This window comes from Paenibacillus radicis (ex Gao et al. 2016), from assembly GCF_014641555.1.
Lineage (GTDB): Bacteria > Bacillota > Bacilli > Paenibacillales > Paenibacillaceae > Pristimantibacillus > Pristimantibacillus radicis.
In genome coordinates this window covers 6,711-28,313 of record NZ_BMHY01000011.1, presented here as the reverse complement: position 1 = coordinate 28,313, position 21,603 = coordinate 6,711, and the positions used below count along the sequence as shown (strand labels likewise).

19 protein-coding genes are annotated in these 21,603 nt (G+C 51.7%); 3 read left to right on the top strand and 16 right to left on the bottom strand.

Going from position 1 to position 21,603, the window contains the following annotated elements; all coding sequences use genetic code 11:
- Positions 1-26: 26 nt before the first annotated feature.
- The gene (locus IEX98_RS22640; RefSeq protein WP_188891747.1) at positions 27-2,195 is read right to left on the bottom strand and encodes a transcriptional regulator; all 2,169 of its coding nucleotides are present in this window, start codon (positions 2,193-2,195) and stop codon (positions 27-29) included.
- A 429-nt stretch (positions 2,196-2,624) separates the two neighbouring features.
- On the opposite strand from IEX98_RS22640, the gene IEX98_RS22635 reads away from it, so the two are divergent.
- Positions 2,625-4,676: a VWA domain-containing protein gene (locus IEX98_RS22635; RefSeq protein WP_188891745.1), complete on the top strand. Its 2,052-nt coding sequence runs from the start codon at positions 2,625-2,627 to the stop codon at positions 4,674-4,676.
- Between the two features lie 142 nt (positions 4,677-4,818).
- Here the strand turns inward: IEX98_RS22635 and IEX98_RS22630 are convergent, their stop codons facing one another.
- Together IEX98_RS22630 and IEX98_RS22625 are read right to left on the bottom strand one after the other, a co-directional pair.
- The gene (locus tag IEX98_RS22630; protein ID WP_188891743.1) at positions 4,819-5,733 is read right to left on the bottom strand and encodes a serine/threonine protein kinase; all 915 of its coding nucleotides are present in this window, start codon (positions 5,731-5,733) and stop codon (positions 4,819-4,821) included.
- Positions 5,734-6,022: 289 nt separating this feature from the next.
- Complete coding sequence (locus IEX98_RS22625; protein ID WP_188891741.1) at positions 6,023-6,352, bottom strand: hypothetical protein; 330 nt, start codon at positions 6,350-6,352, stop codon at positions 6,023-6,025.
- A 256-nt stretch (positions 6,353-6,608) separates the two neighbouring features.
- On the opposite strand from IEX98_RS22625, the gene IEX98_RS22620 reads away from it, so the two are divergent.
- Positions 6,609-7,325: an SOS response-associated peptidase gene (locus tag IEX98_RS22620; protein ID WP_188891739.1), complete on the top strand. Its 717-nt coding sequence runs from the start codon at positions 6,609-6,611 to the stop codon at positions 7,323-7,325.
- 105 nt (positions 7,326-7,430) lie between these two features.
- Here the strand turns inward: IEX98_RS22620 and IEX98_RS22615 are convergent, their stop codons facing one another.
- The 5 genes from IEX98_RS22615 to IEX98_RS22595 all read right to left on the bottom strand — a co-directional run bounded on the left by IEX98_RS22615 (position 7,431) and on the right by IEX98_RS22595 (position 12,936).
- Positions 7,431-7,718 (bottom strand): stage VI sporulation protein F, encoded by a 288-nt coding sequence (locus IEX98_RS22615; RefSeq protein ID WP_188891737.1) that lies wholly within the window; start codon positions 7,716-7,718, stop codon positions 7,431-7,433.
- A gap of 71 nt (positions 7,719-7,789) precedes the next feature.
- Entirely contained in the window at positions 7,790-9,841 is a 2,052-nt protein-coding gene (gene recG / locus IEX98_RS22610; protein WP_188891981.1) for an ATP-dependent DNA helicase RecG, read from the bottom strand.
- An 11-nt stretch (positions 9,842-9,852) separates the two neighbouring features.
- On the bottom strand, positions 9,853-10,707 hold the full coding sequence (locus IEX98_RS22605; protein ID WP_188891735.1) for a DegV family protein: 855 nt from the start codon (positions 10,705-10,707) through the stop codon (positions 9,853-9,855).
- A gap of 34 nt (positions 10,708-10,741) precedes the next feature.
- Positions 10,742-12,547 carry a DAK2 domain-containing protein gene (locus tag IEX98_RS22600; protein WP_229692334.1) on the bottom strand — a complete coding sequence of 602 codons (1,806 nt, stop codon included), beginning with the start codon at positions 12,545-12,547 and terminating at the stop codon, positions 10,742-10,744.
- A gap of 29 nt (positions 12,548-12,576) precedes the next feature.
- Positions 12,577-12,936, bottom strand: coding sequence for an Asp23/Gls24 family envelope stress response protein (locus tag IEX98_RS22595; protein ID WP_042160150.1), 360 nt, complete (start codon positions 12,934-12,936; stop codon positions 12,577-12,579).
- A gap of 398 nt (positions 12,937-13,334) precedes the next feature.
- Here IEX98_RS22595 and rpmB point away from each other — a divergent pair, with 398 nt between their 5' ends.
- A complete protein-coding gene (rpmB, locus tag IEX98_RS22590) occupies positions 13,335-13,523 on the top strand; it encodes a 50S ribosomal protein L28 (RefSeq protein ID WP_042160148.1) in 189 nt (62 codons plus the stop codon).
- Between the two features lie 109 nt (positions 13,524-13,632).
- Here rpmB and spoVM read toward each other — a convergent pair whose 3' ends face one another.
- The 8 genes from spoVM to rsmB all read right to left on the bottom strand — a co-directional run bounded on the left by spoVM (position 13,633) and on the right by rsmB (position 21,563).
- Entirely contained in the window at positions 13,633-13,713 is an 81-nt protein-coding gene (gene spoVM, locus IEX98_RS22585) for a stage V sporulation protein SpoVM (RefSeq protein WP_010345573.1), read from the bottom strand.
- 276 nt (positions 13,714-13,989) lie between these two features.
- On the bottom strand, positions 13,990-14,298 hold the full coding sequence (locus IEX98_RS22580; RefSeq protein ID WP_229692333.1) for a hypothetical protein: 309 nt from the start codon (positions 14,296-14,298) through the stop codon (positions 13,990-13,992).
- A gap of 11 nt (positions 14,299-14,309) precedes the next feature.
- The gene (gene rpe, locus IEX98_RS22575; protein WP_188891733.1) at positions 14,310-14,954 is read right to left on the bottom strand and encodes a ribulose-phosphate 3-epimerase; all 645 of its coding nucleotides are present in this window, start codon (positions 14,952-14,954) and stop codon (positions 14,310-14,312) included.
- Positions 14,955-14,958: 4 nt separating this feature from the next.
- On the bottom strand, positions 14,959-15,885 hold the full coding sequence (gene rsgA / locus IEX98_RS22570; protein ID WP_188891731.1) for a ribosome small subunit-dependent GTPase A: 927 nt from the start codon (positions 15,883-15,885) through the stop codon (positions 14,959-14,961).
- Complete coding sequence (gene pknB, locus IEX98_RS22565) at positions 15,872-18,037, bottom strand: Stk1 family PASTA domain-containing Ser/Thr kinase (protein WP_188891722.1); 2,166 nt, start codon at positions 18,035-18,037, stop codon at positions 15,872-15,874. The genes rsgA and pknB overlap by 14 nt, the downstream gene beginning before the upstream one ends.
- The gene (locus IEX98_RS22560) at positions 18,034-18,810 is read right to left on the bottom strand and encodes a Stp1/IreP family PP2C-type Ser/Thr phosphatase (protein WP_188891720.1); all 777 of its coding nucleotides are present in this window, start codon (positions 18,808-18,810) and stop codon (positions 18,034-18,036) included. The genes pknB and IEX98_RS22560 overlap by 4 nt, the downstream gene beginning before the upstream one ends.
- A 6-nt stretch (positions 18,811-18,816) precedes the next feature.
- On the bottom strand, positions 18,817-19,863 hold the full coding sequence (rlmN, locus tag IEX98_RS22555; RefSeq protein WP_188891718.1) for a 23S rRNA (adenine(2503)-C(2))-methyltransferase RlmN: 1,047 nt from the start codon (positions 19,861-19,863) through the stop codon (positions 18,817-18,819).
- A gap of 104 nt (positions 19,864-19,967) precedes the next feature.
- Positions 19,968-21,563, bottom strand: coding sequence for a 16S rRNA (cytosine(967)-C(5))-methyltransferase RsmB (gene rsmB / locus IEX98_RS22550; RefSeq protein WP_229692332.1), 1,596 nt, complete (start codon positions 21,561-21,563; stop codon positions 19,968-19,970).
- Positions 21,564-21,603: the final 40 nt, after the last annotated feature.

The following is a 21,603-nucleotide window of genomic DNA, read 5'->3' as shown; positions in this document are numbered from 1 at the left end:
ACACCCGGAATGGGTTATTGCCTGGACTACGCCTTAACCGGCGTTGTTCCTTTGGTAATCATGACCTCGAGATTTTTCACGTTGCCGTTGAATACGAGGTCGATATGGCACATATTGCTCTTCTCATCGATGATGTAGCTCATATCGTCGCCGTCTTGAATGACGGAGTTGATATATCCGCGCGCGCCAAGCCACTTGCTCTTCTGGCTGCTCGGATTGTTGCTGAAGAACTTCACGATGTTCTCATGCTTGAAGTCGCCCGTCTGGAAGCGAAGAATACGCTCGATATACGTGCTGACCAGCGTCTTGTAGATGGAGTCGAAGCCATCCTCCGACATCGCCAGACTTCTTGCCTTATACACCGTGATTCGACGAATGTCTTTGTCCTGCAGCTGAGCATTCTCCGAGGAGAAGACGAAGCCAAAGTTTTTACGGTTGATAGAATCTTTGATGTTGTTCGTAAAGCCGGAAATTTCCTTCGCCATCGAGGTTACGACGCGCAGGCCGTTGTCGCCCGCTTCAATATCGAAGCGTACGCCCGGATAATCTTTACTGACTGTCTTGAACTGCTCCCGCAAATATTCCGGACATTGATAAGCCGCTACGATACCCGCCGCTACATACGAGGCTCCGACATAAACGCCTTCGATCCACAGCTTCAAAATATCTTCCTTCTCCTGAGACAGCTGCACGCCGTGTTCGGTCTGCAGCATCCGGCTGTCGATGACGACGCCCGACTTGTCCTTCGGAATAATCGTGAAGTTAGGTACACAAGGGATGGCAAACTCGCTGAAGCCTTTGCGGACGAGAACGGAGCATTTATCAACATACTTGTCGATACCCGCCGTCGCGATACTGCTGAACGTCGTCTCCTCGCCGGATTCGAAGCTGAAGAATACCTGCACCTTGTACTCGCTGACAACCTGCAGCAGCATCGAAAGCGACTCCATGCTGTTGCCGTCTTCCTTCACTTGCTTCTCGTTGCCTCTGAAGCGCTCGCGGGAAACTTTCACTTTGCCCGCCGTCTCCAGCTCAACCGATGGCACGATGCCGTACCAGATCGTATCGGCAAAGTCATTTTTCGAGTTGACCGTATTCAGATAAGTCTCCAGGCGCGGAATATTGCCGCTCTTAACGGTCATATCCAGCTTACTGTTCGTAATGAGCAGCGTTGGCGACATGCCTTTGTTTTTACTCGCGTATTGGTCAAAGAACATTTTGACGCCCAATATTTTTTCCACGAGCGGCTTTACCGTTTTGACGAAATCGTCCTTCGCATTCTTATAGAACTCGAGGTACGTGTTGTAATTGCTTACTTCCGTCGAGGTGTCGACATCGCTCTGTACCGCTGGCAGCGGCGAGAACGTGCGTACAACGAGATCTTTTACGTAGGCAGAAGGGGTATCCGTGATCGAGCCGTAATCGTCGGCGAACACTTCCGGCAGCCCGCTGCCTGCTTGATCGTCAAGCAGCATCAATTCCGTGCTGTCGCTCTTCGGCGCTTCGATGATTTTGAGCTCGCCGCTCTCGCCGATCGTCAGCATCCCGATTTGAATGGCTTCCGCCTGATTCTCTTCCTGGGAGCCGCCAAGCAGCAGTCTCGTCTTAATGTCTTCGATCGCAAGCGGCAGCATCGCCATTACGTTGTTATAGTTTTTGCTTGCCTCTTCGAACAATACGTTCAGCTTGTCCCCCATATCCAGCTTCTTAGGATCGCCCTCGTCGAGCTTCTCATACTGGCTGTACAAGTAATGAATTTCCTTACGCACTTGGCGGATATCGTCCATCACTTTCTTCGGTGAGATCATGTCCAGCAAATGCTCGAATTTGAAATCGACATTAGAGATGCCTTGACTTCTTTTCGTATCGATGAGGGTAAACAGCATTTTCAAGAAATCATTGTGCTGATCGATCTTGATTTCCGAAACGGCATTCTCCTCAAGGCCTTCCGGCCTTTTCAGTGCATATACGACCTTTTGATTCGCGGCGTTAAAAAACGAATATACGCTTGGCGAAAATTTGTCGAGGAATTCGTCAAAGCTGCGGACTAGCAATTGTTTGTTGATTTCTTTGATTTTGTCATCGCTTAAGCTGTCGATTCCTTTCACGTCTCCTACGAGCGTGATCAAATCGAGCTTCTCCGGATTGATCTCCTCGAACAGAATCGTGCGGTTCGTCTGGTTAATAATGTCCATTCGGCATGGCGGCAAGCTGCATCGCAAGGCTTCTGAGAACAGAGACCTAAAGTCGCCTTAACGGATGCAATCGCACGCCCCTCCTTTCTATGAATGCAAAATTAAAATACATAAACTTACAAATATTTATCAGTACACGGATAATCTTAAACAGTTATATATTTCCTTGTCAATAATTTGAAACTGCTCCTTTTTTCTCATTTTTAAGTCATTACTAGACCAAAAGACCTCTTTTTACAACAAACTATTACTTTTTCCCTTGCTTCTTCCGACGATATTCATAGCGGAATGTCTCGAATGACCTAAACGCCTATGACCGCTAGTATGAACTACGTCCTAGTACATGCTGAATGCCTTAAACATGTTGACCCATAATATCCAATAAAATCAATATCTATTGCGATTACAGAAAGGAAATGAATGCAATAAATGAAAATATATACGACGAAGCTATTACTGTTAACTTCTTTACTTTCTATCTATTTATCGAGCATGCTCTCCCTGTCGTCTCCTGTTGCAGCGGCGGAAGCTCCTCCTCCCGCACCGCGTTTCGATACGATGTTTGTGCTGGATACAAGTTTCTCGATGACAACAACCGACCCCGACAATACGTCGGCCGAGGTCATTCATATGCTGATGGATATGAGCGAGGCGGAACGAACCCGAATTGGCTATGTTGCTTACAATCACAGCATCGTTGCGGCCCAGCCGCTAACCGACATTTCGGTGAAGGATAAGCGCAACAGGCTCAAGTCCGATCTGGAATCGCTGCGCCGCCGGGGCTCGACCGATGTTGGCCTGGGGCTGTTAAAGGGGACGAATATGCTGGCTGAGCAGCAGCGGGAGGGCAGCCGCGGCTACGTCGTTCTGCTCTCTGACGGTGCGACCGATATCGGCTCCAACTCCAAACGAACGAACCGCGATTCCGATAAGGATGTATCGGCTGCAATTGCACTCGCGAAGAAAAAGCAATTCCCGATTTATACAATCGGCTTGAACCACGATGGCACAGTAAATGAGAAAGAGCTGAGACGAATCGCCGCCGAGACCGGAGGCAAGTCCTATATGACGAGCAGCGCGGAAGATTTGCCGGAGTTATTCAATCAAATTTACGCAGATCAGGCACAATCGATATTAGTACCGGTAGCCGCATTGACCGCATCGGGATCGCTGCAGGAAATACCGGTGACCATGACCAACGGCAGTATGAGCGAAGCCAATATTATTCTTATATCTGAGCATCCGATCACCGAAACGCAGCTGTTCTATCAATCAACCAACGTTCGCATGTACAACTCGAATAAATATACGATTCTAAAAATCGCTTCTCCGGAGAAGGGCAAATTCAACATGAAGTTCCGCGGCTCCTCTGGCGATCTGGTCAAAATCTATATCTTATCCAATTACGAGTTTCATGGACAGGCAAAGATCGTGCCGCCAAAGGATGCTAAAGCCGAGGCGATCAAAGGACAGCCTGCTCATTTCGAAGCGGAGCTGTTTCTGCCTGACGGATCCCCGCTGAAGGATACCGACGTCTATCAATCGGTCAAAGCGACTTTAACGGTAACCAACGATAGCGACGGACAAAGCGTCCAGACGGAAATGGCATATCGTGACGGCAAATTGCAAACCGAATATACCTTCCCCGCATCTGCCTCCTACAGCTGGAGCGTTCGGGTCGAAGGCAGCGATTTTTACCGTATTCTGCCCGGAACCAAGCTGGAACTAGGCAATCTGCCTCCAGTGAAAGGAAACGCACCGGACAGCGTCGCTTTAAGGAAAGAAGATAAAACCGCAGCAATCAAGCTGGATACGTTGTTCACCGATCCGAACAATGATCCATTAACGTATGAAATACTGCCGGATTCAGAGGGCAAAGCCGTGAAGGCCAGCCTCACAGAAGATGCGCTTGCCCTTTCGCTTGTCAAAACCGGCAGCACAACATTCAAAATTCGCGCTATCGATCCGGAAGGCGGCAGCGTTACGCGTGAGTTCACCGTTAACGTTCATTCCACCTGGACCCCGGTTATCCGTATCGGGCTAATTGTTCTTGGCGTTATTATAATAGGCATCGCTCTCTTCTATTACCTGAAGCCTAAGCCTGCTTTCACCGGCAGACTGGAAGGGTACTTCTTGAATACGGCAAGCGGAAACGAAATACCAGTAACCTATTGGCCATTAACCTCATTCTCGAACAGTAATGTAACGCTGTTGCAGCTGTTCCGGGCTTTGCAGATCAACGAACCGCTGCCGGAAGCAGCTCAAATCTCCTTCCAGGCCGGAAAGAACGAGACGCTTTATGTGAAGAACAGCTCCCGTGCAACACTCATTCGCGGCAAAACGATGCTGCGCAAGGATCGTACGGAGCTTATGCAGTACGGGGACAAGCTTTATATTACGTTTGAGGACGGGGTGACCGAGCTTGAGCTTCGGTACAAACCGATCAAACCATCGACTAATATTTTCACAAGGCCAGAATAAAACGGAACAGGGGCTATCTCAAAGGTCGGTTACGACCAGAGAGACAGCCCCTGTTGTATTGTTACAGCTATTGTTGTGTTTCAATTCCTTATTTACTACTTTTATGTGCGGCAGCCATCCCATTGGGCCGGCTAACGCCGTTTCAGCCTTTTTTCCAGCTGCCTGTCATACTCTCCCATCGCAAGCCCGCTTCAATCCAGCGGAGCGAGCTGCAGCGCTTCTCAGGGGACATTCGGAGCCCCCAATGAATGAGCTGGCTTAGAACAAAGCCTGCGCGCCGATTCTGCGTACGAAGCGATTGTAATTCATCCTCGAACAATCGCCTTTTCACATCAACCGGCGCCTGTCCGGTATAAGTAAAATAAACCGTAGCCGCCAAGCTGTAAATATCAGATGTTACACCTTGCCGGGAAGTCTCGGAATAAAACTCCAGCGGCGAGTAACCGGTAGAAGTCAATATCGCTTGTTTATTCAAACTGCCGCTCGGAATAGCTGAACCGAAATCGATTAGCTTGGTCACACCAGTATTTGGTTCCAACATAATATTGGCAGGCTTGATGTCCCGATGCAGGAAGCCGCGCTCATGAACATGAGCGAGCGCGTCCACGACGGCGCGCAGGATAACAGCAATCTCAGCTTGGGACACTTCAGACTGCTTAATATATTGCTCCAGCGTTATGCCCCTGCAATATTCCATCACAATATAGGCGGTGCCATTCATCTCGATATAATCTGAATAGGCTATAACGCCTGGATGATTGAGCGCTTTCAGAATTGCTGCCTCGCGTTCGAACAGCAGTCTCAGCTCCTCGAAAGCTTCAGCATGAAGCTTTCTCGTCATAACCGAAGTCCGGTTATCTCCGCGCACCGCCAATCGACGAGGGAAAAACTCCTTGATCAGCTTCGTCTCGCCTGTATCCGTCTCCCTTGCCTTATAGACGATGGACAGCTCGCTTTGATGAATCGTCCTCTTAATCTGGTACTTGTTCCCTATCCGTGTATTGCGGCCTAGTTCATCCATATCCATTAATGAAGTGTTTATCGTCTCAGCCTTCACATCGCTACCTCGCTGTATCGGCAACGGTAGATGCTGGAAGCAGACCGGCCGGAGTATAATATTGAAATCATACCCTATATTTGTATGACCGACAAGATATTCTAGTGGTATTAGATCAATCCCTATTTTCACAAATCTTTCTAAGTTCTTACGAAATTCAATACCGCTTTTGAATTTCCTGTAAATGCGGGAATTACGATTCTATGAAATACTATATCGTCCATTATCGTAACAAACTTAAACATCTCCAACTTAAAACCGGCTAACGTTTCCGCTGCTCTTAAGCCTCCTACAAATCTAATATACTTTTCTTATAATCAATATCATTGATACTGACTTCAATAAAATCAAATTCAGAAGTAAATATCCCATTCATGCTGTCCAACATTTTATGCGCGCATATCCTCTTATAAATTTCCCTTTTTTGTTCAAGAGTAGGCTTTACTATACTATTTTCATTTTCACTTTTACTTATCACCTTGGTTATGGCTGCCCACCAAACCGGATCACGGAAATCAGCTATATGAATGAGAGCGACACAAGCAGGGTCCTCATAACTCATTTCGTTTATACCATTGGATTGTATAGTAAAAAATGAGGTATAGCTATTTTGCATCATGCACCTGCCTTATATTAATATGGGTGACATCTGGATTATTTCTTAATTGAACTAATTCTATATTATAAAAAAATGTTCCTGCAGTTCGATCGAATCCATACGAAAAAACAACTAAATAAATATATAGATTAGGGTACGACTACTATCCTGGAGTTTAGTTTGTATAATAGCCATCACGGATTTGCCGATCACCCAGTATCCATGCATAATAGGTATAACTATTTATTCTAAACGGAAGGAAAGCGAGGCGACTGCCATGTGCGGAAGATATACGATCGCAGTGACGCTGGAGGAGCTGATGATCCGCTATATGATCGGAGCGGTAACTGTCCCTTATCATCAGCCGAAATATAATGTAGCACCGGGACAGATGGTGCTTGCCATCGTCAATGACGGCAAACAGAACCGGCTGGGCGAGCTGAAATGGGGCCTGATCCCGCCATGGGCTGACAGCCCCAAGGTCGGCTATATGATGCTGAACGCCCGCTCCGAGACGGCGGCCGCCAAGCCCGCGTTCCAGACACCGCTGCGCCGCAAGCGCTGCCTCATCCCGGCAGACGGCTTTTATGAATGGAAGAAAGACGCAGCAGGCAAAGGCAAGCAGCCGATGCGCATCGTCCGCAGGGACCGCTCGATCTTCAGTATGGCAGGTTTGTATGAGACATGGACTGCGCCCGACGGAACGACGGTCAACAGCTGTACGATCATGACGACTGCCCCCAATACGCTGATGGCACCCATTCACGACCGAATGCCGGTCATTTTGCATCAAGACGACGAGAGGCTTTGGCTAGACCGCAGCATTCAAGAGCCGCAGGAGCTGTATCAGCTGCTGCAGCCTTTTCCAGCGGACGAGCTGGAGGCCTATCCCGTCGCAGCTGCAGTCGGCAATGTGCGCCATGACGAGCCGAATTGCATCGAGCCAATTTCACTGGAGCCCAGCCCGCAAGACGAACAGCTGGGACTGTGGTAGGCGGCAGACAAGTGCAGATGTGTTGCATGGCTAATATCGAAAAAGGGCAACACCCTGCAAATTTTGCAAGGTGCTGCCCTTTTTCTCCACCAATGATCCGATCCGTTATCGGAACATGCTCCACAGCTTGAGCAGGTGAAACGTGTTGTTCGGATCTATTTTTTGACCCAGTACAAATGCGATGACTTGCTCCTCTTGCGTTTCCGTCAACTGCTCCTGCAAAATAACGGCCGCCGATTTGACCAGCTTTCTCACCTTGACGCGGTCCTGCAAATCATACTTCGTCACATTACCCAACAACAGACGTATCCGGTCCTTGACGACCGGATTTTTCATCTTGATCTTGACGCGTTCGACCAGTTGCGGCCGAATGCCGTACTTTTGGTAACTCACGAGCTAGGACACCTCCATCCGGCATTCCAATCTAATCGTTAAACTATATGCCGCAATGGAGGAGATGTTGCTTAATCCAGCTGTTCGCCCTGAAAAATTTGATCCTTCTGCAAGTAAGCCCGAACCCGCGCATAAGCGGATTCAGTCCAAAATTCCTCCTTCGCGCACAGCTCAGCTGCATCGTCCCGGGCTAATTCCAGCGTCTCGAAATCGGCGGCCATATCCGCAACCCGGAACTCCGGCAGTCCGCTTTGCTTCGTTCCGAAGAAGTCGCCCGGCCCGCGCAGCTCGAGATCTCGACGCGCCACCTCAAAGCCATCGTCCGTCTCCGTCATTACCTTCATCCGCTCACGGCCCGTCTCTGACTTCGGATCGGCGACAAGAATGCAATGCGATTGATGCTCGCCGCGCCCGACACGGCCGCGAAGCTGATGAAGCTGCGACAGCCCAAACCGCTCCGAGTCCATAATAATCATGAGCGTTGCATTCGGCACGTCAACGCCAACCTCGACTACCGTCGTCGCGATAAGCAGCTGCGTCTCATTCTCGCTGAAGCTGCTCATGACCTCATCTTTATCCGAGGCGGTCAACCGTCCATGCAGCAGCCCGACCTTCAAATCCGGGAAAGCCTGCTGCATCTGCACGAATACGTCGATCGCATTCTGCACATCCAGCTTGTCCGATTCTTCAATCAGCGGACAAATGACGTAAGCCTGCCGGCCTTCATCCACCTCTTTGCGGATAAAGCCCAGCACGCGGTCCATCATGCCATGCTTCACCCAATACGTCTTGATCGGCTTCCGCCCATGCGGACGCTCGCGAATCGTCGACACGTCCATATCGCCAAACGCCGTAATCGCCAGCGTTCGTGGGATCGGTGTCGCTGTCATCGTCAGCACATCGGGATTCAGCCCTTTGCGGCGTAGCACGCTCCGCTGGTTAACGCCAAACCGATGCTGCTCATCCGTCACGACAAGTCCCAGACTGCGGAAAAACACGCCGTCCTGAATAAGCGCATGCGTCCCGACGATGATGTCGATCATCCCCATCTGCAAGCCTGCAAGCACATCACGGCGGCGGCGCTCCGTCATGCTGCCGGTCAGCAGCCCGACCTCAATACCCGCATCCGCAAACAGCTTCTGCAGCGACCGCAAATGCTGATCCGCCAAAATTTCCGTTGGCACCATTAGCGCACCTTGATGTCCCGCCTTGACCGTGCAGTATAGAGCGATTGCGGCCACTACCGTTTTGCCGGAGCCAACGTCGCCTTGCAGCAATCGGTTCATCGCGGCAGGCTGGCGCATATCCGACATAATTTCGTTTACGACCTTCTTCTGCCCGTCTGTCAGCTCGAAGGGCAGCGTTTGAGCGAATAACCGGATCGTCTCTCCATTTACCTTATGAGCGATGCCGTCTCCGCGTTTGCGGTTCAGCGAACGGTAAGCCTGCAGCTTGAGCTGAAACAGGAACAGCTCCTCATAGACCATCCGCCGCCGCGCTTCCTGCCCTTCCCGCACATCGCCAGGCTGATGAATGTGCAGCACGGCATCACGCCGCGACATCAGTCCATGCTGTTCCACAAGTGAATGCGGCAGCACCTCTTCAATCATTGCGCCATACTGCGCCAATGCCTGTCCAACCGTCTTGCGCATCCAGGGCTGTGTAATACCGCCTCCCACGGAATAGACCGGCTGCAGGGTCCCCGACTTCGGAGCTCCCGCCTTGTCGGGAAACTCGGACTCGGAGATCGTCATTTGCAGCCGCTGCTGCTCCCACTTGCCGGTCAGTACGATTTCTCGGCCGGGCACAAGCTGGCTTTGCAGAAAATGCCGGTTGAACCATACCGCGGTCACCAGCATATGCTCGATTTCAATTTTGCACGTCAGCCTCGATTTACTGCGGCCGTAACGCTGCAGTATGCCGTTGCCGCGAATCGTGCCTTGCACCGTTACTTTTTCGCCGTCCTTCACTTCGGACAGCTCGCGAATGCGATAATCCTCATATCGATAGGGAAAGTAGTCCAGCAAATCGGCGACAGTCTGAACGCCAAAGGCGTGAAGCTCTTCCTCTTTAGGAGCGCTCACGCCTTTAATTTGCCGGACGGAAATTTGATCCAGCGTCATCATTATCAACCTCACACTCTATACATGAACACGGCAGAGGTACCCGGACCCACATGCGTCCCGATAACCGCCCCAATCGTCGTAAAATCAACCGACTGCACATTAAACTTGCTCTTCACCTGCTCGCACAAATCCATCGCGATGGCATTTCCTTGCGTCCAGGCAATGGTAATCGCCACAGGATCACTGCCAAAAGACTGATCCAGCATCTCGATAATACGCTGTATCGCTTTTTTCGTCCCCCGCTGCTTGTCTACCGAGTAGACTGCACCTTCTTTATCCAGCGATAGAATCGGCTTGATGTTCAACAGCGAACCAATCAACGCCGAAGCTCGGCCTATCCGGCCGCCCTTATGCAAATATTCCAGCGAATCGACGAGAAAATAAAGCTGAGTCTCCCGCTCCAGACGCTCGATCTCCGCAATGATCTCTTCTTTCGAACGGCCTGCTGCCGCCAATCTCGCTGCTGCTACCGCACGCATACCAGCTCCGTAAGAAGCCGACTTGCTGTCATAGACCGTAATGTCCGCTTCTTCCTCCAGCATGGACTTGCCAATAACTGCAGACTGATAAGTACCGCTGACCGCGCCCGATAAATGTATCGAAATGATGGATGCACCGGGATCTTCCTGAAGCACGCGTTCATAGACGGCTTGAAATTCCGACGGAGACGGTTGGGAGGTTGTCGGCAGCGCCGACGATGCGGCCAGCTTCTCGTAGAATTGCTCAGAGCCGATGGTCACATAATCCAAATACGTCTCCTCGCCGAACAGCACCTTTAACGGCACCATTTCAATCCCCAGCTCTTCCCGAACTGGCAGCGGAATATCGCATGTGCTGTCGACAACGATTCGAATCTTCCCCATAAGCCATCCCCCTTCTTAATCAACAACAAAAACATTACTCTAATGCAAATAAATACGGATACAGCGGCTGCCCGCCCTCAAGCAGCTCCAGTTCGACATCCGGATATGTTTCTTCCATCCAAGCGCTAAGCGCACCAATGTCGGTATCCTCTGCATCCTCGCCGGTCAACACCGTCAGCAGATCGCCGCCCTGCTCCATCATGCTGGCAATCAGCAGCTGACATGCCTGCTGCAATTCCTTCGATGCGGCAATAATTCCTTTTTCCTTAATGGCGATATAATCGCCCTCCCGGATGTCCACACCGTCAATTGAAGTGTCACGCACAGCATGAGTGACTTGGCCGGAGAGCACTTGCTCGGCCGCGTTCTTCATCCAGGCGGCATTGCGTTCCGCCGACTCCTCTTCCTTGAAGGCCAGAATAGCCGACAACCCTTGCGGAATTGTCTTGGTCGGAATCACGGTCACGTTCCGTTCGCTCAGCTCAGCCGCTTGCTCGGCGGCAAGAATGATGTTGCCGTTATTAGGCAGCAAATAAATATGCTCAGCAGGCAATGATTCAATCGCCTTTAGAAAATCTTCCGTACTTGGATTCATCGTCTGCCCGCCGGAGAGGACGATATCCACCTCGTTGCCGAGGAAAATATTCGTAATGCCTTCTCCCATCGCAACCGCAATGATGCCAAAAGGCGCCCATTCATGAACCTGTCCCGGCGGCACGACCTGCTGTGAATCGGTACCTGCCAGCAGCTGCGCCGACGAGATGTCGCCGCTGAGCGCATATTCAGGAACCGCCGCAAATGCCGGAGTATCCCCCTCTTGAATCAGGAGCTCGCGGTGCTGCTCGCGCATGTTCAGAATGTGCATATCGGTAAGCTCACCGTAAGGCAATGCCAAATTAAACACATCTCCCGGCTTGCGGGAATGGACATGCACTTTAATGATATCGTCCTCGACGATGACAAGGATGGAATCGCCGTCTTTTTCCAACGCTTTCTTGAAAGCGTATTCATCAAAAAACGGCACACGATTCCCGCTCACATTCCTTTTAATAAAGAATTCCATATCGTATAGAAACTCAATGTCTTCCGTAGACAGGCGCGATTGCGCTGATGTCGCGGACGGTGAAGAGGTACGTCTTGGCTCCACGACCGGCTGGGCAACTGCAACTTCCTCAGGCGCTGCCGCCTCTGATTGAAACGCATATGCATCTTGCGAATGGCTGCCTTCAGTCAAGCTGCGGACAAACCCTTCATAAATGAAGACAAGCCCTTGTCCGCCGGAATCAACGACGCCAACCTGCTTTAATATCGGCAGCAAATCCGGCGTGCGCTGCAGCGCCTCATGCGCCTTGGCATGTACCTCGCGCATCAGCTCGACAACATCATTCGTACGGCGGGCATGCTGAACCGCATGCTTGGCAGCTTCTTTGGCAACCGTCAGAATGGTGCCCTCTACCGGCTTGACCACCGCTTTGTAAGCCATGTCTACACCCTGCTGGAATGCGGCAGCCACTTGCGTCGTGCCTGCTTCGTCCAGATTAGCGAGCGCTTTGGAAAAGCCGCGGAACAGCTGGGATAGAATGACCCCGGAGTTGCCCCTTGCTCCCATGAGAAGTCCTTTGGACATGGCCTCCGTCGCCTTGCCTAGCTGATCGGAAGGCTTGCTCCGCAGCTCGCGAACCCCCGATGCAATCGTAAGATTCATATTCGTTCCCGTATCCCCGTCTGGCACCGGAAACACATTCAATGCATTTACCCGGTCTACGTTTTGTTGCAACATTTCCGCACCGAGCAGTGCCATGGCGGTAAAATCAGATCCGTTAATGGAGCGCTTACTCAACGAAAATTCCCCTTCCTGCTACTATGCTACTAAGTTATTACCCTAACATCTTGTACAAATATATGAACCTGATCCACTTGTAAACCAATAACCTCATTTAGAACATATTTAACTTTAGTTTGAATATTGTGGGCCACCTCGGAAATTTTCGTTCCGTAGCTCACAATAATGTGCAGATCAATCTGCAGACTGTCGTTGTCTCTTCGTACTTCGACGCCTCTCGACATATTCTCGCGGCCGAGCAGCTCGGCAATGCCGTCTTTCAGTTGCTTGCGGGACGCCATCCCGACAAGTCCATAACAATCCATGGCTGCGGAGCCTGCTATGACGGCGATGGTGTTATCGGTTACGGATATTTGGCCAAGTTCAGTGCTAAGCTGCAGTGGCATGGAAATACACTCCTTTACGGTATATATTATGGACTATAAACCATTGTACTATAAACGGCACGGATATAGAAGGGCAGCGTGTAAAACCATGACATCTATCATCTGAAAAAGTCGATACTGGCCTCGGAAAATGTTCGCTATTTGCGTACTTTTAAGTTGCTGAGCCATCATAATTGTGATACGATATTCAAGTGTGTTTATGTGTAGGCTTTATTACGGCTAATACAAGCCATGGTTGCTTTAGATTGGAATGCAGCACGCACGGACTTACCGCTTATGCAACCAAGCATTTTTGCTGCAGACAGCTGCTTCAGTCGTCCTGGACGATGATTGCAAGCTATGAGAAGCAAAACTTAAAGCGCATGCTAACGAAGTAGGCTTTTGAAGGAGGTGTACTCATGTCCCGCAAATGTTTCATTACAGGCAAATCGCCTGGTACAGGTAACCACGTTTCCCACGCGAATAACAAAAACCGTCGTTCTTGGGGTGTAAACGTGCAGAAAGTTCGCATCTTGGTTGATGGTAAACCGAAACGCGTTTACGTCAGCACACGCGCGCTGAAATCCGGCAAAATCACTCGTGTATAGTATAACAACATCCGCATGGAGTTTTCCGGCGGTAGACAAAAAGCACCTGAACCCAGGTGCTTTTTTTTCGTATAACCACGATCATTCGATGGAGGCTGCTACTGCGAACCTAGTTTTTTTGGAACGTATTCAATATGGCTTTGACGAATCCGCCCAAAAATTTCGGCAGCTTGATCGTGTAAAATTTCATGCCCCATCCCTCCCCAGACACTCGTCGAAACGTTGATTTAAGCTTAGTTCCCTTCCTTCATCGGCAATTGCCTGATTAGCCGATTGTATCCGCTATGCGTCGTCCTTTGGCAGCGAAGCTAGGTGCAGCCTGCGAAAAACAAGCAGCTGTGCCGGAATTCAAGCTTGCTTATCTCCATAAAAAAAATGGCTACACGAACCTTCGTTCATGTAACCATCCTATGCGGCGTACAGTCGTCCTATTCCATTGCAAGACGCCCGCATTAGCCCTTCTCTATTAGCCCGAAGCAGCCGGGCCGTATTGCTGCATATAAATGAAGAAAGCCGCTATAACCGCGGATAAGAAATAAAAGACAACCGTCAGTGCAATGAAGGCACCCCTCGCGCCCCAACGCTCATAACGTTTGAAAAACCGGATAATTAGAAATAACGCCGCAAGCGAAAAGACAAACTTTACGATCGACGCGATGAGCGAAAAGGCCATAAGCAGTAAACCGCATACCAGTGAATAAAGCAAAATCCAAAGGATGCTCTTCCATCTCGGCTCTTCGTACTCATCCAAGTCCAAATCCATAGGCTCTGTCACAGGTCCGCCTCCTAACGCAGTGCCGCAATTGCTGCAGCGCGGTCACTTTCGCCAAACACGGCATTTCCTGCAACGAGGACATTCGCCCCGGCTTCCGTAACCAGCTTAGAAGTTTCGCTGTTAATGCCTCCGTCTACCTGTACATGCACATGATCCAAACCGCGCTCGCTCAGCAGCTTGCGCAGCTGGCGCAGCTTTTGCAGCGAATGAGGAATGAAGGATTGGCCGCCAAAGCCCGGATTGACTGTCATAATCAATACGAGATCTACATCATCGATGATGCAGTCAAGAACCGATATCGGTGTCGCTGGATTAAGCGCCACGCCTGCCGGCAAGCCCAGCTCTTTAATTTGATGAATCGTTCTATGCAAATGAAGGCAAGCTTCCGCGTGTACCGTAATCCGATTCGCTCCAGCAGCCGCATAGCTCGCAATAGACAGCTCCGGGCGTTCAATCATCAGATGCACATCGAACGGCAGCTTCGTTGCCGAACGTACGGCGCCAATTACAGGAGGACCAAAAGTCAAATTCGGAACGAACAAGCCGTCCATGACGTCAACATGAATCCAATCGGCTCCTGCCCGCTCTGCTTCCTTGATTTCCTCGCCCAGGCGGGAGAAATCCGCCGACAAAATAGAAGGTGCGATTAATGCCATTAGGTTAGTACCTCCGTTTTTTCTCTTTCATTTCCGCCATAAACAGCAAGTAATGCTGGTGGCGGCTTTGTTCGATCCGCCCTTCCTCGACCGCTTTCAGCACGGCACAGCCCGGCTCATGTACATGGTTGCAAGCCCGGAATTTGCAATCCGGCGACAGCTCCCGCATCTCGCGGAAGCAATAACCGAGATCCTCGATGCCAAGCTCGGCAAAGTCCAGCTGGCTAAAGCCCGGCGTATCGGCTACATATGCGCCGCCGATATCGATGAGCTCCACATGGCGGGTCGTATGCTTGCCCCGGCCCAGCCGATTGCTGATCGCGTTCGTCTCCAGCTCAAGTCCCGGTACGATTGCGTTAAGCAGCGAGGATTTGCCGACGCCGGATTGACCGGCGAATACGGCAAGGTGGCCTTGCAGCCGTTCATGCAGCGCCTCAACGCCTTCGCCAAGCCGCGAGCTCGTGCCATATACTTCATAGCCGATTGCCGAATAAATCCGGTTAACGGCGGCAGCTGCCTCCGATGCCTCTTTCGTCTCGCTGCCGTCCTTCTCCAGATCCTGCTTGCTGAGACAAAGCACGGCTTCAATTCCCGTATGCTCGATATGAACAAGAAACTTGTCCAGCAATTGCAGATTCAAGGTCGGCTCCGTAACGGAGAAGACCAGAATCGCCAGATCAATGTTGGAGACAGGCGGGCGAATGAGCTCGGAGGAACGGGGCAAAATCTCCTCCACCGTTCCTTCGCCGTTCTCCGTAAGGCTGTAATAGACCTCGTCGCCGACGAGGGGGTTAATCCCCTTTTTCTTAAAAACGCCTCGGCCTCGGCACTGCACTGTCTGGCCGGAAGGACCTTCCTCGACCGGCAGCACGTAATAATAACCGCTTAGCGCTTTTACAATGCGACCTTTCAACTGCTTAGTGCTGCTCATCTGTGTGTTCTCCATCTCCGCCGTTATTGCCGGTTTGCAGCCCTTGCGTTTCTACAGGATCAGTATCCGTAGGCACTTCTATTACTGGAGGTGGAGTCGGGTCCGCTCCCGGTATTGTCACCGTCGTCGAACCAGAGCCTTTCGTAATTTCTGCATAGGTGATCGTTTTCTTATCGACATATTGCCCATCCCGATATACGAATACCGTCGCTTCTCCGTCCGGCCTCACGAGCACCTTAACCGGGAAAGTCTGCGTATCTGAAATCTGTCGTTTGCCCCACTCCACTGTCTCTCCTTGAGCATCGGAATAAACGATTCGGATTTCACTCGTCTTACCTGCCAGCGTTGGCGAGATCGTAATGTTGAACTGATGCTCCTTCGCATCCGCAGGAGGACCGGAGCTGACCCGGATGGATATTCGCTTGCCTTTCGACACCGGGTCCTTGTATTTGTACGGGTCGGAATCGATGACGATTCCTTTCTTCACGTCGTAGCTCGGCTCATACAATATGTCGTCATTGTTCAGCACAAGCTCATACGCCCTTATTTCATCTTTCGCCTCAGCAACCGTCTTTCCGACCAAGTTCGGCATAGGGAACGTCTCACGGCCCTTGCTGACCATAAAGGTAAACTGAACATCTTTGGGATTAAATTCAGTACCCGCTGCAGGAGTCTGGTTGATAATCGTGCCGGCATCCTGATCGCTGTACAATTCCTCAACTTTAAATACGGAACGATCTTCTACGTCGACGCCAAGCGCAGAAAGCTCGTCTTTAGCGACCTGCAGCTTTTGGCCTTTATATTCAGAAAGCTTCTCCAGCTCTGCACCTTTGCTGACGGAAAGGTGGATAAATGAGCCTTTCTTCACCAGCATATTGGCTTTCGTCTGCTCATAGACCTGTCCGGCTGGAATGTCCGCCTTAAATTCTTCCGTAACCGGGTCCTCGACGCTCAATCCGGCAGCCTCGAGCTCTTCTCTAGCTTCTTTCAACTGCTTGCCAACTACGTAAGGAACTTTCACCTCTGCCACATCCAGCTTTTTCAATACGGCTGTGAAGCCCCAGACGATTAAAGCCAGTGCAACGAGCGTAATGACAACAATAGACGTAGTCCGCTTCCAGCTCATAGGCTTCTTAGTCGCAGCGGACTCTTCCTTCCGCTTGCTGTCATTCGGCTGCGCCGACGACCGATCCCGCTCCAGCCTTTCAACCGGCGGCGGAGTCATAGATGGCGGTGGCGGCGAAGGACGGAAATCTCCCCGTATTGCCGGCATGACGCGCGTCTCATCCAAGTCACTGTCGCTTACGAACGTTGCCTTTGGCTCATTCAGCCTCTCCGGCTTTAAACAGGAGTCCAGATCCAGCAGCATTTCATGCGCAGAGTTGTAACGCTCTGACTGATTTTTGCGCGTAGCCTTCAGAATGATATTTTCCACGCTTTGCGGAATATGCGGATTCACGACTCTCGGCGATTCGAAATCCTCCTGCAAATGCTTAAGCGCTACACTGATCGGGCTTTCTCCTAAAAAAGGCAGCTTGCCGGTCAGCATCTGGTAGATGACGATGCCGAGCGAATAGAGATCGGATTTCTCTCCGGTATTGACGCCTTTGGCATGCTCGGGAGAGAAGTAATGAACGGAGCCAATAACCGAGCCCGTTTGCGTAATCGTCGATGCTGTAGCAGCTCTCGCGATGCCGAAGTCCGTTACCTTTACTCTTCCGTTCTTACCGATCAATATATTATGCGGCTTAATGTCGCGGTGAATAATATGGTTCTGATGCGCATGGTCGAGCGCGTCGCATATTTGCACGGCAATTCGCACCGCTTCATCGGTTTGCAGCGGCGCTCGCTCTTGAATAATTTCATTTAAATTATGACCTTCGATATATTCCATGACGATATAATGCGTATCGTCCTCTTGTCCGACATCATAGATGCTGACAACGTTGGGATGCGATAGTGACGCAGCTGATTGCGCCTCGCGCCGGAAACGGCGAATAAACTCCTCGTCATGGACGAATTGCTGCCGCAGCACTTTGACTGCGACGTTCCGGTTCAGCAGGACGTCATGCGCTTTATACACCAGCGCCATCCCGCCTCCGCCGATCCGGGTCAATATTTCGTAGCGTCCGCCAAGATCATGTCCGATCATCCGTTGTCACCCCCTTGGTTCGAAGCGCCCGCGGTATCCTGGATAAGCACAACGGTAATATTGTCGTCTCCGCCCGCGCTTAGCGCCATTTGGACGAGGCGCTCCGCTTTATCGGACAGATCCGATCCCTCTTCCAGAACGGCCTGCAAAATCTGCTCGTCATTGACCATATTGGTCAAGCCGTCGCTGCATAGCAGAAGAACGTCGTCCGGCTCCAGAGCAGTAGTCAAAATATCAACCTCCACCTGAGCATCCGTTCCTACCGCGCGGGTAATCACGTTGCGGCGGGGATGATTGGCGGCTTCCTCTGCGCTTACCTGACCGGATTTGAACAGCTCGTTAACGAGCGTATGATCCTCAGTCAGCTGCATAATCTTCCCTTTGGCAATCTGATATACGCGGCTGTCGCCAATATGGCCGATAATCGTCTCCATGCCAATAAGCATCGCCGCAACGACAGTCGTCCCCATATTGTAATATTGCTCATTGCGGGAAGCCATATCGTAGACAACGTCATTGGCTCCGACAATCGCTTGCCGAATGAGCATTTTCCCCTCTTGCAGCGTCAATCCGTCTTTACCCGCTTTTTGTTCCATCGAATCGCGGAATGAATTGACCGCCAGCTGACTGGCGACGTCACCCGCCTGATGACCGCCCATGCCATCGGCAACGATCGCCAGCGTAATGCCGTTTGCCAGCTGCCCTACCCAAGAGCGGTCCTCATTAATTTGACGAATACGTCCAATATCACTTCGGCTTGCCGTAATTAACAACCGTCATCACCCCGTCGTGGACTCCATATGTTTCGCCCTTAATTGACCGCATGCGGCAGCAATATCATGGCCCTGCTCCCTGCGGATCGTCGCGTTGATCTTGTTGCGTTCCAGAATGCGCTGGAATTCGAAAATATCCTCGCGCGGCGTACGTACATAATTGCGTTCCGGTACATGGTTGACCGGAATGAGGTTAACGTGGCACAGCATCCCTTGCAGCACATCCGCCAGCTCCTGTGCATGCTCTGGGCGGTCATTTACGCCTCCGATTAACGCATATTCGAACGTAATACGGCGACCTGTCTTCGCAATATGGTTGCGGCACGCGGCCATAACATCCTCGAAAGGAAAGCGGCGGTTAACCGGCATCAGCTTCGAGCGCAGCTTGTCATTCGGCGCATGAATCGAAATCGCCAGATTGATCTGCGTGTTTTCTTCCGTAAATTTATACATGCTTGGCACAATGCCGCTCGTCGAGACGGTAATATGGCGCTGTCCGATGTTCAGACCCTTCTCGTGTATCATAATACGCAGAAAAGCCATCGTAGCGTCATAATTCTCAAACGGCTCGCCGGAGCCCATGATTACGATACTTGATACGCGCTCATTCGTTGCGTCCAGCATTTGTTGCGCCGTTACAACCTGAGCGACGATCTCGCCGGCCGTCAAATTCCGTTTCAAGCCGCCCAGCGTCGAAGCGCAAAACGTACAGCCGATCCGGCAGCCAACCTGCGTCGTTACACATATGCTGTTGCCGTAATCATGGCGCATAATAACGGTCTCGATCGCGTGATTGTCATGCAGGCCGAACAGAAACTTAACGGTGCCGTCCTTCGATTCGAACTTCGTAATTTCAGTCAGCGTCACGAATTGGAAATGGTTCTCCAGCTTATCGCGCAGCGCTTTTGGCAAATTCGACATGTCTTCGAAGCTATTGACGCGCTTCACGTACAGCCAATCGAACAGCTGGCCGCCCCGGAATGCGGGCTCCCCGTTCTCTTTCATCCAATCTTGAAGCTGTTCCAGCGTATAGTCATAAATAATAGGTTTCATCGTTTTTTATCACACCTGACTCTGAATTGGCGCGGATGGCAGGCAGTGCCTGCTCCGCTGATGATTTATTTTACCACAAACGCCCATGCACAGCCACAAACGGCTTAAGCGCGCTTGCGCATGCGGGCGATGAAGAAGCCGTCGCTGTCAAAATGCTGGGGCAGCAGCTGCGCCTGTCCGGCGAAGCTTTCATCGATCGCTCCTGCTTGCCGTAACGGACGAAGCACAGCTTCCGGCCATTCGGCGTCCAGCTCGAACTCGGAATGCTCCGACAGAAAAGCTGCCACTTGCTGCTCATTCTCCGCCTTCTCGATCGTACAAGTGCTGTAGACGAGCGTCCCGCCTGGTTTGACCAGATTGGCCGCAGCCCGGAGCAGCCTGCGCTGAATTGCCGCTATTTCCGCAACATCGCCGGCTGTCTTCGTCCATTTGATCTCCGGCTTGCGTCGAATGACACCAAAACCGGAGCATGGCGCGTCAAGCAATACGACTTCCATGGAAGACTCCGGGAACCGCTCATCGAGCGCCCCGGCATCGCCGGTAATGACCTCGATATTGTTCAGCCCCAGCCGCTCTGCTTGTGCCTCGATCAATGGCCGCTTATGCGGATGCAGATCATTGGCCCATACTTTGCCTTTGCCTTCCATTAGTTCAGCCAAGTGCGTCGATTTGCCGCCAGGCGCAGCACAGCAGTCCAGCACTTGCATGCCCGGCTGTGGTGCAGCCACCTCGGCCACGAGCATGGAGCTCTCATCCTGTACCGTCCATTTGCCCTGACGGAAGCCTTCCGTATCGGCCAAGTTGCCGCCGCGGCGAACCGCAATACCTGCCGGGGCAATAACCGAGGCCGAAGCGTCGAAGCCTTGCTCCGTCAATTGCCGGAGCGCCTCTTCCCTCGCTCCGCGCAGCGGGTTGATCCGCAGGCTGGCGTGAGGGGGCTCATTGCCTGCCGCACAAATCGCTTCGGCTGCTTCCTCGCCATAAGCCTCTATCCATCTTTGCACCAGCCACTCCGGGTAAGAGTGGCGAAGCGCGATTCTCGCGACCGGATCCTTATCGTTAATCGCTGATACTGTCAGCTCAGCTCGATTACGGTCTATGCTGCGGAGAATGCCATTGACCATTCCCGAGATGCCTTGGTGTCCGCGCCGTTTGGCGATCGTCACCGCTTCATTCACCGCTGCATGGGCCGGGATTCGATCGAGGTACAACAGCTGATAAGCGCTCATGCGCAGCAGTTGATGCACCCACGGCTCCAGCTTGTGCAAACCTTTGGCGGCAAATTTGCTCAGCCAATGGTCCAGCGTAAGCTGCCGCTGAATCGTGCCGTATACAAGCTCTGTTGCTAGTGCCGCATCCGCACGCTGCAGCTGTGCGTCCTGAAGGGCGCGATTCAACTGCAGGTTGCTATACGCACCGGTCTCGGCGACCTTAACCAGCGTATCCAGCGCCAGCTCCCTCGGCGTGCGAGGTGCTCTGCCGGCACGTAGAACTGGGGCGCGGGTTCCGGCAGTCTCACGAGGAGCATTGCCGTTGCCTTGACCATTGTTTCTGCCTTGACCTTTGCCGCGGCTTTGTCCGCCGCGCCCTTGTCCGGCACCAGCATGACGGCCGGAGCTGGAGCGGCCTTTGCCGCCTGCGGAACGGGCAGCGTTTGCGCCGCCGCCTTTGTTACCGTTCATTTGCTCTCCGCTGCTCATTACGCTTCACCGCCAAATACAGTTCCGGCTGCCAGTTTCG